The 13,858-nt window shown below is 66.2% G+C and carries 14 protein-coding genes; 3 read left to right on the top strand and 11 right to left on the bottom strand.

The features are described 5' to 3' along the window. Positions 1-66: 66 nt before the first annotated feature. Positions 67-1,797: an ArnT family glycosyltransferase gene (locus AC6CIE_RS12235; RefSeq protein WP_498092304.1), complete on the top strand. Its 1,731-nt coding sequence runs from the start codon at positions 67-69 to the stop codon at positions 1,795-1,797. Beyond that, positions 1,794-3,194 (top strand): MATE family efflux transporter, encoded by a 1,401-nt coding sequence (locus AC6CIE_RS12230; RefSeq protein WP_175124703.1) that lies wholly within the window; start codon positions 1,794-1,796, stop codon positions 3,192-3,194. Before AC6CIE_RS12235 ends, AC6CIE_RS12230 begins: the two co-directional genes overlap by 4 nt. A 60-nt stretch (positions 3,195-3,254) precedes the next feature. Here the strand turns inward: AC6CIE_RS12230 and paaK are convergent, their stop codons facing one another. From paaK to paaA, 9 genes are all read right to left on the bottom strand, one after another. Further along, positions 3,255-4,568: a phenylacetate--CoA ligase PaaK gene (paaK, locus tag AC6CIE_RS12225; protein ID WP_498092303.1), complete on the bottom strand. Its 1,314-nt coding sequence runs from the start codon at positions 4,566-4,568 to the stop codon at positions 3,255-3,257. A gap of 36 nt (positions 4,569-4,604) precedes the next feature. Further along, positions 4,605-5,075 (bottom strand): hydroxyphenylacetyl-CoA thioesterase PaaI, encoded by a 471-nt coding sequence (gene paaI, locus AC6CIE_RS12220; protein WP_056569414.1) that lies wholly within the window; start codon positions 5,073-5,075, stop codon positions 4,605-4,607. Beyond that, positions 5,075-5,863 (bottom strand): 2-(1,2-epoxy-1,2-dihydrophenyl)acetyl-CoA isomerase PaaG, encoded by a 789-nt coding sequence (gene paaG, locus AC6CIE_RS12215; protein ID WP_175124705.1) that lies wholly within the window; start codon positions 5,861-5,863, stop codon positions 5,075-5,077. The genes paaI and paaG overlap by 1 nt, the downstream gene beginning before the upstream one ends. A gap of 15 nt (positions 5,864-5,878) precedes the next feature. Then, positions 5,879-7,543, bottom strand: coding sequence for a phenylacetic acid degradation protein PaaN (gene paaN / locus AC6CIE_RS12210; protein WP_175124706.1), 1,665 nt, complete (start codon positions 7,541-7,543; stop codon positions 5,879-5,881). Between the two features lie 47 nt (positions 7,544-7,590). Beyond that, entirely contained in the window at positions 7,591-8,679 is a 1,089-nt protein-coding gene (gene paaE, locus AC6CIE_RS12205) for a 1,2-phenylacetyl-CoA epoxidase subunit PaaE (protein ID WP_498092302.1), read from the bottom strand. Between the two features lie 14 nt (positions 8,680-8,693). Then, a complete protein-coding gene (gene paaD, locus AC6CIE_RS12200; protein WP_218345130.1) occupies positions 8,694-9,200 on the bottom strand; it encodes a 1,2-phenylacetyl-CoA epoxidase subunit PaaD in 507 nt (168 codons plus the stop codon). Further along, complete coding sequence (gene paaC / locus AC6CIE_RS12195) at positions 9,197-9,961, bottom strand: 1,2-phenylacetyl-CoA epoxidase subunit PaaC (RefSeq protein ID WP_498092301.1); 765 nt, start codon at positions 9,959-9,961, stop codon at positions 9,197-9,199. The genes paaD and paaC overlap by 4 nt, the downstream gene beginning before the upstream one ends. 16 nt (positions 9,962-9,977) lie before the next feature. Beyond that, a complete protein-coding gene (gene paaB / locus AC6CIE_RS12190) occupies positions 9,978-10,262 on the bottom strand; it encodes a 1,2-phenylacetyl-CoA epoxidase subunit PaaB (protein WP_006388300.1) in 285 nt (94 codons plus the stop codon). Between the two features lie 192 nt (positions 10,263-10,454). Beyond that, on the bottom strand, positions 10,455-11,444 hold the full coding sequence (paaA, locus tag AC6CIE_RS12185) for a 1,2-phenylacetyl-CoA epoxidase subunit PaaA (RefSeq protein ID WP_175124709.1): 990 nt from the start codon (positions 11,442-11,444) through the stop codon (positions 10,455-10,457). A 172-nt stretch (positions 11,445-11,616) separates the two neighbouring features. Here paaA and paaX point away from each other — a divergent pair, with 172 nt between their 5' ends. Continuing rightward, the gene (paaX, locus tag AC6CIE_RS12180) at positions 11,617-12,546 is read left to right on the top strand and encodes a phenylacetic acid degradation operon negative regulatory protein PaaX (RefSeq protein WP_498092300.1); all 930 of its coding nucleotides are present in this window, start codon (positions 11,617-11,619) and stop codon (positions 12,544-12,546) included. Positions 12,547-12,565: 19 nt separating this feature from the next. Here the strand turns inward: paaX and AC6CIE_RS12175 are convergent, their stop codons facing one another. After that, positions 12,566-13,207: an NAD(P)H-hydrate epimerase gene (locus tag AC6CIE_RS12175; RefSeq protein WP_498092299.1), complete on the bottom strand. Its 642-nt coding sequence runs from the start codon at positions 13,205-13,207 to the stop codon at positions 12,566-12,568. Positions 13,208-13,259: 52 nt separating this feature from the next. Further along, positions 13,260-13,805 (bottom strand): oligoribonuclease, encoded by a 546-nt coding sequence (gene orn / locus AC6CIE_RS12170; RefSeq protein WP_105237948.1) that lies wholly within the window; start codon positions 13,803-13,805, stop codon positions 13,260-13,262. Between the last annotated feature and the right edge of the window lie 53 nt (positions 13,806-13,858).

Genomic DNA, 13,858 nt, shown 5'->3' with positions numbered 1-13,858 from the left:
CCCCCTCGACGCCAGAAGGCCGGTCAGGGGGTGGCGCATCCCGACCACTCGGTTACATTAACGCCCGTGTCCCCACTTTCCATTTCCACGCCGGCCCGGCTTACGTCGGTAGCCACCGCAAAACTGCCCCGCCTTATCCTGCTGGGCCTGTCCCTGGCCTACATCGTGGCCGGGCTGTTCATGCGCGACCCGTGGAAAACCGACGACGCCGTCGGACTGGCGACGATGATCACCGCGATCCGCGAAGGCGGCCTGACCTGGCTGCTGCCGCAGGTGGGGCACCTGGCCCACGCCGAGGAAGGTCCGCTGATCACCTGGGTGGGCGCCATCAGCATCTGGCTGTTCGGGCCGTTCATCGGGGACATCACTGCCGGCCGCCTGCCCAATCTGCTGTGGTTCGGCATCACGGCCTCGAGCGTCTGGTACGGCACGTATCTGCTCGGCCGCCGGGCCGAAGCCCAGCCGCTGGCGCTGCCTTTTGGCGGGGAACCCGAACCGCGCGACTACGGCCGCATGCTGGCCGACGCCGCCCTCCTTTTGCTGCTTGCCACGGTCGGCATCCTGCAGCGCACCCACGAAACCACCGTCATCCCCGCCATCATGGCCTGCCAGGCGCTTGCGTTCTATTCGCTGGCGCGCACGGTGGATCGTCCCGTCACCGGCTCGACCACGCTGGGCATTGCGCTGGCTGCCAGCTTCCTGACGCGCGGTTGGGTGGGCGCCCTGCCCATCATGGTCGGCGTGGCACTGGCCTTCTATCCGCGCAGCCAGCTCTGGAAGTGCAAGCGCTGGATGCTGTGGGCCGCGGTGCTGGCTACCGGTCTGATCCTTGCCTGGTGGATTCCCGCCAGCCAGGGCAGCGAGTACTGGATCCGCAATTGGAAGACCTGGAATCTGTCGTCCTTCGCCATCCCTGGCCTGCACGACGCCGCCCGCACGCTACGCGACCTGCCGTGGTACCTGTGGCCGACCTGGCCGCTGGCGCTGCTGGCGATCTGGCGGTGGCGCGCCTGGATCTACGCGCCGCACATCTGGGTGCCGCTGATGCTGCTGGTGTGTTCGGCGGTGATCCTGTTCTTCGTGGATGAGGCCAGCGATTCCGAATTCGTGCTGCTGGCCGTGCCGTGCGCGGTGCTGGGCGCGTTCTCGCTGCCCACGCTGCGCCGCGGCGTGGTGAACACGCTGGACTGGTTTGCCGTCATGTGTTTTTCGCTGACGGTGGCCACCGCCTGGCTCGGCTGGGTGGCCCTGCACTTCCAGTGGCCGGCGCAGATTTCCCGCAACATCGCCCGCCAGACCACCGGTTATGAACCCGTGATCTCGTGGGTCGCCTTTGCGCTGGCGCTGCTCTTCACCCTGGGGTGGATCGTCCTGGTCGTCTGGCGGCTGCGCGTGCGTCCCCAGGCGCTGTGGCGCGGCACCGTGCTGTCGGCCGGCGGCCTGACCGTAACGTGGATCCTGCTCGTGCTGTTGTGGCAACCTGCCGTGGACTACGCACGCAGCTATCGCACGGTGTCCGGCCAACTGGCCCTGGCCATCGCGCAGCACAAGCGCCCGGGCGAGTGCATCCGGGGGCTCAGCCTGGGCAGCGGCCAGCGTGCCTCGTTCCTGATCTTCAACAACCTGTCGTTCCCGTTCGACACGCGCTGCACGCTGGTCCTGCAACAGACCACCAACCAGAGCCTGCGCGACGGCACGGCCGCGTACAGCGAAGGCGCCGAAGTCCTCTGGCAAGGCGGCCGCCGCGCCGACCGTTCCGAAGTCTTCCGCCTGCTGCGAACCGGCGTCAAGCCATGACCGCCGCGATCGGGGCGCCGATGACCTTCGGCGCCACCCTGCGCGGCATCGCCAAGCAGGCCTGGCCCGTCCTCATCAGCCAGTGGGCCAGCATCTCTTTCGGGGTGCTGGACACCGCCATGACGGGACACTCCAGCCCCGACGATCTGGCGGCGATGGCGCTTTCCGCTTCCATCTACATCACCGTCTTCGTCGGCCTGATGGGCGTCGTGCACGCCCTGATCCCGATCCTGGCGCAGCAGTTCGGCGCCGGCAACAACGCGGAAGTCGGAAAGAGCTGGGGCCAAGGCGTGTGGCTGGCGCTCGGCCTGTCGGTCGTGGGAGCCGCGCTAATGCTGTTTCCGGACATGTGGCTCTTCATGTCGGGGGACGTCGCCCCGGGCGTACGCGACCGCATCGCGTCGTACCTGCAGGCACTGGTGCTGGCCCTGCCCGCCGCGCTGGTGTTCCGCACCATCTACGCGCTGGGCACCGCGGTGTCGCGGCCCAAGCTCGTGATGGCCATCAACCTGTCCATCATCGGTTTCAAGGCGCTGTTCAACTGGCTCTTCATCTACGGCAAGCTGGGCCTGCCGGCGATGGGCGCGGCCGGTGCGGGGCTGGCGACGGCCGTGGTGTCGTGGATGAGCCTGGGCCTGGGTCTGTGGGTGATCACGCACGATCGCTATTACCGCCGCTTCCAGCTTCGCATCGGCAAGCCGGACTGGAAGGCGCTCAAGGAACTGCTGCGCCTGGGCATCCCGATGGGCGGCTCGTACCTGGTCGAGGTCTCAGCGTTCACGTTCATGGCGCTGCTGGTGGCGCGCGAGGGCACCTTCGTGACCGGCGGGCATCAGATCATGTCGAACCTGGCGGCCCTCTGCTACATGATGCCGATGGCGCTGGGCGTGGCGACCGCCGCGCTGACGGCGCAGGCCATCGGCGCGGGCAATTATGCGCACGCCCATCGCACCGGCATGGCCGGTCTGGCGCTGGGTCTGATCGGCGCGCTGCTGACGGCTGCGGTGCTGCTGATCGGCCGTCCGCTGATCCTGGCCGCGTACACGGACGACGGCGCGGTTGCCGCCGTCGCAACCACGCTGCTCGCCGTGCTGCCGCTCTTTCACCTGTTCGATTCGATGCAGTGCATCAACTCGTACCTGCTGCGCGCGTACAAGATCGCGGTCGTGCCGCTGATCCTGCAGACGGTCGCGCTGGCGGGCGTGGGGCTGGTTGGGGGCTGGTGGTTTGGGTTTGGTCCCGGCCGGGGCGGCATCGACGGTCTGCGCGAAGTGCTGGTGCCGGGCTCGCCGCAGGGTGCCGGCAGCATGTGGCTGATGGCCATGTTCGGGCTGGCTTTGTCGGCGGTCCTGCTGCACCTCTGGTATCGGCGCATACTGCGGACGGTGGGGCGATAAAGGTCGCGAAATGAAGAAAGGCAGCCGGTTGGCTGCCTTTTTTGCGTAGCGATGCGCCCTCTACTTCGGACGCTTGTCGATCACCCGGCGTGCCTTGCCGGTCAAGGTGCGTTCGACATGCCCGGCATCCGACACCTGGATCCGCGCGCTCACGCCGATGTGCGTCTTCACGGCATGCTGCAGCTGCTTGCCCAGATTGGCGCGTTCGGCGTCGGACAGGCCCGAGAACTCCGCGCGCACTTCTGTCAGGATTTCCAGTTCGTCCATGTTGCCCGAACGGGACAGCACCAGCTGATAGTGCGGCGCAAGCTGCGCGATCTTCAGGACCAGTTCTTCCACCTGCGTGGGGAACATGTTCACCCCACGCACGATCAGCATGTCGTCGCTGCGGCCGGTGATCTTGCCGATGCGGCGCATGCTGCGCGCGGTGGGCGGCAACAGGCGGGTCAGGTCGCGCGTGCGGTAGCGCACGATCGGCATCGCTTCCTTGGCCAGCGACGTGAACACCAGTTCGCCCGGTTCGCCGTCGGCCACCGGTTCGCCGGTATCCGGGTTGATGATCTCGGCGTAGAAGTGATCCTCCCAGACCACCGGACCGTCCTTGGTCTCGACGCATTCGCTCGCCACGCCCGGGCCCATCACTTCAGACAGCCCATAGATATCGACCGCGTCGATGCCCGCTTCGGCTTCGATGTCGGCACGCATCTGGCCGGTCCACGGCTCGGCGCCGAAGATGCCGATGCGCAGCGAGCTTTGACGCGGGTCGATGCCCTGGCGGCGCTGCTCTTCCAGGATGTTGCAGAAATAGGAAGGCGTGACCATGATGATGTCCGGACGGAAATCATTGATCAGCTGCACCTGCTTTTCGGTCTGCCCGCCGGACATCGGAATGACCGTGCAACCCAGGCGCTCGGCGCCGTAGTGCGCGCCCAGGCCGCCGGTGAACAGCCCGTACCCATAGGCCACGTGCACGGTATCGCCGGGCTTGCCGCCTGCGGCGCGGATGGAGCGCGCCACCAGGTTGGCCCAGTTGTCCAGGTCGCCCTGGGTGTAGCCGACCACGGTCGGCTTGCCGGTCGTGCCGCTGGACGCATGAATGCGCGAGATGCGCTCGCGCGGCACGGCGAACATGCCGAACGGATAGTTCTCGCGCAGTTCCTTCTTGGTCGTGAACGGGAACTTCGAAATATCCGACAACTGCTTCAGGTCGTCGGGATGCACGCCGGCTTCGTCGAACGCCTTCTTGTAGTGCGGGACGTTTTCGTACGCATGCTTGAGGGTCCACTTCAAGCGATCGAGCTGCAGGGCCCGCAGCTCGTCCTGGCTGGCATGCTCGATAGGATCCAGTCCCGGCTTGCTCATGGTGTTGGGCATGATGATGTCTCTCTTCTCTTTGGTACGGTGCAGCAGTCAGGCGTCCGTGGGCGTCCCGACGATCTGGCCCTTGATGCGGTAGGAACGCCCCCTGAACAAGGCCACGTTGCGTCCATCCTGATTGGTGACGGTGACGTCATAGACGCCGGTGCGGCCGGCCAGCGAACGCTCCTGGGCGACGGCGGTCAGCAGGTCGCCTTCGAATCCCGGCGCCAGATAGTCGATCGTGCAGCCCGACGCCACCGTGCTGACGTTGCGCGAATTGCATGAAAACGCGAACGCGCTGTCGGCCAGGGCGAAGATGAAACCGCCGTGGCAGGTCTTGTGGCCGTTCAGCATGTCGGGCCGAACGCGCATGGTCAGCCGCGCATAGCCCGGCGCCATTTCCTCGATCTTCATGTCCAGGCCTTGCGTGGCCGCGTCGCCGGCATACATCACCGAGCCCACGGCCTGCGCCAGCGCCTGCGGGTCGGTCGGCACTTCAACGGGGGGAACGTGCACGCTCATCATTGCCCCTTGAACTGCGGTTCACGCTTGCCAAGGAACGCGGCGACGCCTTCGGCGTAGTCCGCGCTTTGGCCCAGTTCGCGCATCATGTCGCGTTCCAGGTCGAGCTGCGTGGACAGGTCATTGCCCAAACTGGCCTGCAGCGCGCGCTTGGTGAACGCCAGGCCCTTGGTGGGCGCGGCCGCGAAGTGCGTGGCCAGGCGGTCCAGCGTGGCATCGAATTCCTCGTCCGCCACGCACTGCCAGATCAGGCCCCACTCTTCTGCCTGCTTGGCGCTGAGCTTGTCGCCCAGCATCGCCAGGCCCATGGCCCGCGCGCGGCCCACCAGACGCGGCAGCACGAACGTGCCGCCCGTGTCGGGGATGAGGCCCAGGCGGCAGAACGACTGGATGAAGCTGGCCGAGGCCTTGGCGATGACGATGTCGCCCGCGAAGGCCAGATTGGCGCCCGCGCCTGCCGCGACGCCATTGACGCCCACCACGACGGGCATGGGCAAGGCGTTGAGGCGGCGCACCAGCGGGCCATAGAACTTGTCGACGGTCTCACCCAGGTCGGGCGGCGTGCCGTCCGGTGCGGGCTTGCGCTCGCTCAGGTCCTGGCCGGCGCAGAAGCCGCGGCCCGCGCCGGTCAGCACCAGCACGCGCGCGCCTTCGGTTTCGACGCGGGTCAGCGCGTCGGCCACTTCGGCGTGCATGTTGGCCGTGAAGCTGTTCAGCTTGTCCGGGCGGTTCAGCGTCAGGCGCGCAACGCCGCCGGACAGGTCGAATTGAATATCCTGATAGCTCATCTGCGATCGCCCGGCTTAGATGTGACGGCGGGTTTGCACCACGCGGAAGCGGTTCGAGACAAACGCCGTGTCCGACAGCGCGGCGTTGGCCGCCGGATTGGCGCCGGTGCCGTGGAAGTCGCTGAAGGCGGCGGTCTGGTTGACGAACACCGCGCCCGTCAGGTTCAGCGAAAGCGACACGCCCGAGACTTCGGCGGCGTCCTGCACCTGCTCGGCCACGCGATCATCCGTCGTGTAGGCCGACAGCGACAGCGCGCCGTGCTTGATGACGCTGTCGCGCGCCAGCTGGATGCTGTGAGCGGTGGAATCCGTGGCGACGACAAACGCGATGGGGCCGAACCACTCTTGGCCCAGCGCCGCATTGCCGGCCTCGGTGCGCAGCAGCAGCGGCGTGCGCACGCGGGCGTTTTCGAACTGGGGATGCGCCAGCGTCTTGCTGTCCGCCACAACGGGCAGACCCAGCGCGCGAGCCTTCTCGATGCGTTCGACAATGCCTTCGTTCTGGATGGCGCCCGTCAGCTCGACGGCCTTGGCGGCGTCGGCGCCCACCTTTTCCAGCGCCACGCCCAGCGCGGCGGCCACGTCGTCGAAGCTGACACGGCCTTCCGGCGTGTTGATGCCGTCGCGCGGCACGTAGATGTTCTGCGGCGCGGTGCACATCTGGCCGGAATACAGGGCCAGCGAGAACGCCAGGTTGCGGGCCACGCCCTTCAGGTCGTTCGTCGAATCGATGATGACCTGGTTCACGCCGGCCTTCTCGGTGTAGACCTGAGCCTGGCGCGCATTGTTTTCGAGCCAGTCGCCGTTGGCGGTGCTGCCGGTGAAGTCAACGATCTTGACGGCCGGGTCCAGCGCCAGCTTCTGCGCAGTGTCGTCACCTGCCTCGTGCGCGGCCAGTTGCACGACGTCGGGATCGAAGCCCGCTTCCTGCAGCACTTCGCGCGCCACCTTCACGGTGATGGCCAGCGGCAGGATCGCGCCCGGGTGCGGCTTGACGATGACGGTGTTGCCCGTCGCCAGGCTGGCGAAGAGGCCCGGGTAGCCGTTCCACGTCGGGAAGGTCGAGCAGCCGATCACCAGCGCGACGCCGCGCGGCACGACGGTGAACTGCTTTTCCATGCGAATGGGATCGTTCTTGCCCTGCGGCTTTTCCCAGACGGCGATGCCCGGGATGCGCGACATTTCCTGCCAGGCGTAGGTCACGGCTTCAAAGCCGCGGTCCTGCGCGTGGGGGCCACCGGCCTGGAAGGCCATCATGAAGCCCTGGCCCGTGGTGTGCTGGACCGCGTAGGCGATCTGGAAGCTGAGCTTGTTCAGGCGCGCCAGGATTTCCAGCGACACGCCCACCCAGGCGTGGGGACCGGCGCGGCGCCAGTCTTCCAGCGCGCGTTTGGAGGCGGCGATCAGCTTGTCCGCCGGCACGCGGGGATACGTGATGCCCAGGTCGAAACCATAGGGAGATTTTTCGCCGCCCACGACGCCGTCGGCATCATGCAGGTTCAGCGGAAAGGGCTTGCCCTGAAGCGCTTCGAAGGCGGCGCGGCCTTCGTCGTTGGCGGTCTCGCCGTAGTTGCGCGGGCTGGGCGACTCGGCAAACGGGCTCCAGTAGCCGCGCAGCGCGGCGGCAGCCAGGGATTGTTCCAGCAGGGGCTGGTGACGTTCGAAGAATTTCTGGGACACGCTCGTCTCTCCAATAAGTTTTGAATGCTTGCCTGGCGCGCGCCGGGTCAGGTTTCCTGGTCGAAGTCGATGACCAGCCGGTCGCTGACCGGGAAGCTCTGGCAGCTCAGGATGAACCCGCGCGCGACTTCATAATCTTCAAGGGCGAAGTTGGCGTCCATGTCCACCTCGCCTTCAATCACCTTGCAACGGCAGGTGGAACACACCCCGCCCTTGCACGAATACGGCAGTTCAATGCCCTGCGCCAGCGCCGAATCCAGCACGCTGTCCTTGTTCTTGTCGATGACGAACATGCGGCTGTGTCCGTCCTGCACCACGGTGACTTCGCACTGCCCCTTGCCGGGCGCCTGCGGGGCGTCCTGGCCGGTGCGCAGCGCGCGCGGGCCCTTGGGTGCGCCGAAGAGCTCGAACTTGATGTTCGACTTGGGGATGCCGCGCGCCTGCAACCGTTCGACCACGCTCTCGGTCATGGTCTGCGGACCGCACACAAAAGCGTAATCGATATCCTCGGGGCTCATCCAGGCCGACATCAGCTGGTCGACCTTGTCGCCATCCAGGCGGCCGTTGAAGAGCTCGATGTCCTGCGTTTCGCGGCTCATCACGTAGACCAGCGAAAAGCGGTCCATGTACAGGTTCTTCAGGTCCTCGATTTCCTCGCGAAACAGCACCGCGGACGACGCGCGGTTGCCGAAGAACAGCGTGAACTTGCTGCGCGGCTCGGTCGACAGCGCCGTCTTGACCAGCGAAAACACGGGGGTGATGCCGCTGCCCACGGCAAACGCCACGTAGTGGCGCTGGTTCTCGGGCGAGAAGTCCACCGTGAAGTTGCCCGCCGGCGCCATGACCTCCAGGGTCTGGCCGGGCTGCAATTCGTGATTGGCCCAGCTCGAAAACACGCCCTCGTCGACCTTCTTGATCGCCACGCGCAAGAGCTTGTCGTGCGGCGCCGAACAGATCGAATACGAACGGCGCAGTTCTTCGCCATTGAGCTGGGTGCGCAGCGTCAGGTATTGGCCGGGCAGGAAGGCGAACTCGTCCGTCAGCGTGTCGGGCAGATCAAAGGTCACGACCACGGCATCGCGCGTATTGCGCGCCACGGACGCCACCTTCAAAGCATGGAATTGGTTCTGGCTCATCTCGAAACCACTCTTTAGTGAGTCTTGAAATAATCGAAGGGCTCGCGGCACGAAACGCAGCGATACAGCGCCTTGCACGACGTCGACCCGAAATTGCTGACCAGCCGCGTGTCGCGCGAGCCGCAGCGCGGGCAGGCGATGGCCGGGGCCGCCGTGCGGCGGCTGATGCCCGAAATGTCGATGGCGCGTTCAGCGGGCGCGGCGATGCCGTAGCCCTTGAGCGCCTCGCGCCCTTTTTCGCTCATCCAGTCGGTCGTCCAGGCGGGCGCAAGACGCGTCTCCACCCGGACCTCGGACACGCCGTGGCGTTCGAGCGTCTGACGGATGTCCTGCGTGATCTCGCGCATGGCCGGGCAGCCCGAATAGGTGGGCGTGATGACGACGACGCATGCATCGCCGTCCCACGACACGTCACGCACCACGCCCAGGTCCACCACGGACAGCACGGGGATCTCGGGGTCCGGGACCTCCTGCAGCCAGGCATAGACCTGGTCGGCGGAAATGGGCGCCAGCGCGTTCACCACGTGGCTCCCGGGTAGGCGCGGTGCAGATGCTGCATCTCCGCCAGCACATAGCCCAGCGCCTCGGTGTGCTTGCCCTGCCGGCCGCCGCGATGCGCGGCGTGGTTGGCGGCGGCTTCGTCGGGAACGGTGAGTGAGGCTTCTTCCAGCACTTCGCACACGTGCGCAAGCCACGGCTGGCGCAGCGCAGACAGGACACAACCGATACCGCGCGCCGCGACGTCCTGGTCGATATCGTCGTCGGTGAAGAGCTCGCCCGTGAAACGCCAGGCGTCGTCAATGGCGGCCTGCATCTTGGCGTGGCTTTCCGCCGTGCCATCGCCCAGACGCACCACCATGTCCGAGGAGCGGCGCACGTGATAGGTCACCTCCTTGAGCGACTTGGCCGCGATGGCCGCGACGCGCTCATCCGTGGACGCCTCCAGGCGCTGCAGCAGGAAGTAGTGCCAGACGTCGAACAGGAACTGCCGCGCCATGGTGTCGGCGTAGTTGCCGTTGTCGCGCTCGACCAGCAGCGCGTTGCGGAACTCGTGCGCGTCGCGCAGATAGGCCAGCGCGTCCTCGTCGCGGCCCGCGCCTTCGACCTCGCCGGCCAGCGTCAGCCACATGCGGGCCTGGCCCAGCAGGTCGAGCGCGGTATTGGTCAGCGCCAGGTCCTCTTCCAGGATGGGACCGTGGCCCGTCCAGGCGCCCAGCCGCTGCGACAGGATGAGCGACGTGTCGCCCAGGCGCAGCAGGTATTCAAACAATGCTTTGTCCATGTCTCCCCCACCCGCCTTACATGTGCTTGATTTCTTCGGGCATCGGGAAGAAGGTCGGATGCCGGTAGACCTTGCTGTTGGCCGGCTCGAACAGCGGATCCTTGTCGCCCGGGCTGCTGGCCGAAATATCCGACGCACGCACCACCCAGATGCTCAGACCCTCGTTGCGGCGCGTGTACACGTCGCGGGCGTGATTGATCGCCATTTCCGCATCCGGCGCGTGCAGGCTGCCCACGTGCTTGTGCGCCAGGCCGTGCTGGCTGCGGATGAAGACTTCCCACAGAGGCCAGTCTTTGCTCATGATGGATTTCCTCTAGTGCCGGGTGCGCAGTGCACGGCCGGTCTGCAATAAATGAATTAGGACTGCGAATGCCTGATGTGCCCAATCCCGAAGCGCAGCGAGGGCCAGCGGGGCCGCGCGGATCCGGGCTCCGCCGGTCCGCTGCGGCGCCCCCCTGGGGGGGAAGCGCGCAGCGCTCCGGGGGGGGGACCTCTAGGCGGCTTTACGGGCGGACTGCTTGTCGGCGTAGGCGACTAGCGCGTCGCGCACCCAGGCGCCGTCCTCGTGCGCCTTCACGCGCGCGGCAAGCCGTTCGCGGTTGCACGGACCGTTGCCCTTGAGCACGGCGTAGAACTCCGTCCAGTCGATCTCACCGAAATCGTAGTGACCGCGCTCGGCGTTCCACTTCAGATCGGGATCCGGCACGGTCAGGCCCAGGTACTCGGCCTGCGGCACGGTCTGGTCCACCATCTTCTGGCGCAGCTCGTCGTTGGAGAAGAGCTTGATCTTCCAGGCCATCGATTGGGCGCTGTTGGGCGAATCCGCATCCGACGGGCCAAACATCATCAGCGCGGGCCACCACCAGCGGTTGAGCGAGTCCTGAACCATTGCCTTCTGTTCGGGCGTGCCGTGCAGGCACATCTGCATGAGCAGGTCGTAACCCTGGCGCTGATGGAAGGACTCTTCCTTACAGACGCGCACCATGGCGCGCGCATACGGGCCGTAGGAACAGCGGCACAGCGGGATCTGGTTGATGATCGCCGAGCCGTCGACCAGCCAGCCGATCATGCCGATGTCGGCCCAGCTCAGCGTGGGGTAATTGAAGATGCTGGAGTACTTGGCGCGGCCGGCGTGCAGGTCGTCAATCAGGTCGTCGCGCGACACGCCCAGCGTTTCGGCGGCGCTGTACAGGTAGAGCCCGTGGCCCGCCTCGTCCTGCACCTTGGCCAGAAGGATGGCCTTGCGCTTGAGGGACGGCGCGCGGGTGATCCAGTTGCCTTCCGGCAGCATGCCCACGATTTCCGAGTGCGCGTGCTGCGAAATCTGCCGCACCAGCGTCTTGCGGTAGGCCTCGGGCATCCAGTCCTTGGCCTCGATGCGGACGCCGTCGTCGATGCGCCGCTGGAACGTCTGTTCCAGGCCTTCAAGCTGGTCCGCGGTCTTGACCTGCTTGACGCCGGTTTCGACGAGTTGAGCGTACATAGTTGTCTCCTTGAGACGGTTTGCGAAAACGCAAAGCAAACGCTGCGCAGTGCCGTCATGTCATGAGACGATTATTTAATACAAAAAAATCATTGTCAAACTCAAATCTGTATCACATTGGATTTATGTATCATATCCGGCATCCCGATATCGGCCGTCCGCGGCCCTCCTCATGGCAAACCCTCAGTCGACCCTGGAACGCGCTCTGTCCCGCTTATTGAAAAGCGATCCGCCCCGCGCGAAATCGCTCTGCGTCAGCGTGCTGGGCGATGCATTGGCGCCGCACGGCGGCGCCATCTGGCTGGGCAGCCTGATCGAGCTTCTGGCCCCGCTCGGGATCAACGAACGCCTGCTGCGCACCAGCGTCTTTCGTCTGGTGGCGCAAAACTGGCTGCAATCCGAACGCCATGGCCGGCGCAGCCTTTACCTGATTTCCGAGCAGGGCTTGCGCCACACGTCGCACGCGTCGCAGCGCATTTACGTGGGCGGCGCCAAGGAATGGAACGGGGAATGGACGCTGGTCGCGCTGCCGCGCACAGGCAACGGACTGGCAGAACGCGGCGAGCTGCGCCGCGAATTGACGTGGGAAGGCTTCGGCATGATCGCGCCGGGGCTGTTTGCGCATCCGCACACCGAGGCGCGCGCCGCGCACGACATTCTTGAAAAGCTGGGCATCCCGGACCGGGCGCTGGTGCTGTCGGCCCGCGACCTGGCCGGCGCCGGCGGGCTGCCGATCGCCAGCCTGGCCACGCAATGCTGGAACCTGGACGACGTGGCCGAGCAATACCGCCAGTTCTCGCGCAACTTCGGCCCGTTGGAAAAGCTGCTGGACGAGGCGCCCTCGCCCGCCGAGGCGTTCACCGTCCGCGTCATGGTGCTGCACAACTGGCGCCGGATCGTGCTGCACGATCCGCAACTGCCCGCCCCCATGCTGCCCGACAACTGGCCCGGGCACGCCGCGCGGGAATTGTGCGGACGGCTCTACTGGAAGGTGTTCGATCCCTCCGAAACCCACCTGAATGCCCAGGCCGGGCAGGACAACGAACGCTACCGCCCCCTGTCGTCCGAAGTCGAATCGCGCTTTGGCGGCCGGCCAGCCTGACGGCCGGCGCGTTGCGGGTTTAGCGGCCCGGGCTGTCCTCGCCGGCCATGACGATGCCCAGCGTGTCGACGTGGCATTCTCCCGCCGCCTCGCGTCCTGCGCCGGCCAGCGTGAGTCCACGGCATGCCGCAATGAACGACAACGTCCATCGCGCCCGGATCGGGCGGCCCAGCGCCACGCCGGTGTCGGCATCAATGCCGCTGGGCACATCCAGCGCCAGCACCGGAACCTGCCACGCATTGACCGTGTCGATCAGGGATTGCCACGCGGCATCGAGCGGACGGTTCAAGCCGATGCCGAACAGCCCGTCAATGACCAGCCCCTGAAACGGCCCGGCCGGCAACACGGCGTGCGTCCGGGATGCTCCGCCCGCGGCCAGCCAGCGGTCCCAGGCGCGCGCTGCATCAGCAGGCAGCCTGTCTGGCCCCGACGGCAGCACCACGAGGACATCCAGGCCGCGCGCCAGCAATAGCGCAGTCGCTTCCAATGCGTCCCCGCCGTTATTGCCGGGCCCGGCCAGCGCCAGAATCGACGTGCCGGCCGGCGCCCGCGCCGCGACGAAGCCGGCCGCCGCCGCGCCGGCCAGCGGCATCAGCGCACGCCCCGTTGCCAGGGCGCGCTGTTCGGCTTGGCGGATCTGCGCGACGGAGTAGGACGGCATGACAGTCGGGTGCGGCGAAAGTCCGTGGGAACCGGGCGGTCCGCCGACGGTCTCAGACCTTCAGGAAATGCTCGCGGTAATACTTGAGCTCGTCGATGGACTCGTAGATGTCGGCCAGCGCTTCGTGGCGGCTCTTTTTCTCGAATCCCTTGTAGACGGCTGGGGCCCAGCGGCGCGCCAGCTCCTTGAGCGTGCTGACGTCCAGGTTGCGGTAATGGAAGAACTGTTCCAGGCGCGGCATGTAGGCAAACATGAAGCGGCGGTCCTGGCTGATGGTGTTGCCGCACATGGGCGATTTGCCCGCCGGCACATGCTGCGCAAGAAACGCCAACAGCGTATCCTCTGCCTCTGCCTCGGTCACCGTGGACGCCTTGACCTTGTCGATCAGCCCGCTCTTGCCGTGGGTCGACTTGTTCCAGTTGTCCATCGCGTCGAGCAGGCTGTCGGACTGGTGCACGACGATGACCGGACCTTCGGCCACGACCGTCAGGTCGGGTTCGGTCACCACGACGGCGACCTCGATAATGCGTTCTTTCTCGGGGTCCAACCCCGTCATTTCCATGTCGAGCCAGATCAGGCGGTTTTCGTTCGCAGCCATATAATTTGCCTTTAAAACGCGCGATTTTCGCACATCCCTTCTTGAGCAAAACG

The sequence above is a fragment of the Achromobacter sp. GQ309 genome (assembly GCF_059759315.1).
The sequence above is the reverse complement of the archived record's forward strand: the minus strand, read 5'-3'. Positions and strand labels throughout refer to the sequence as shown.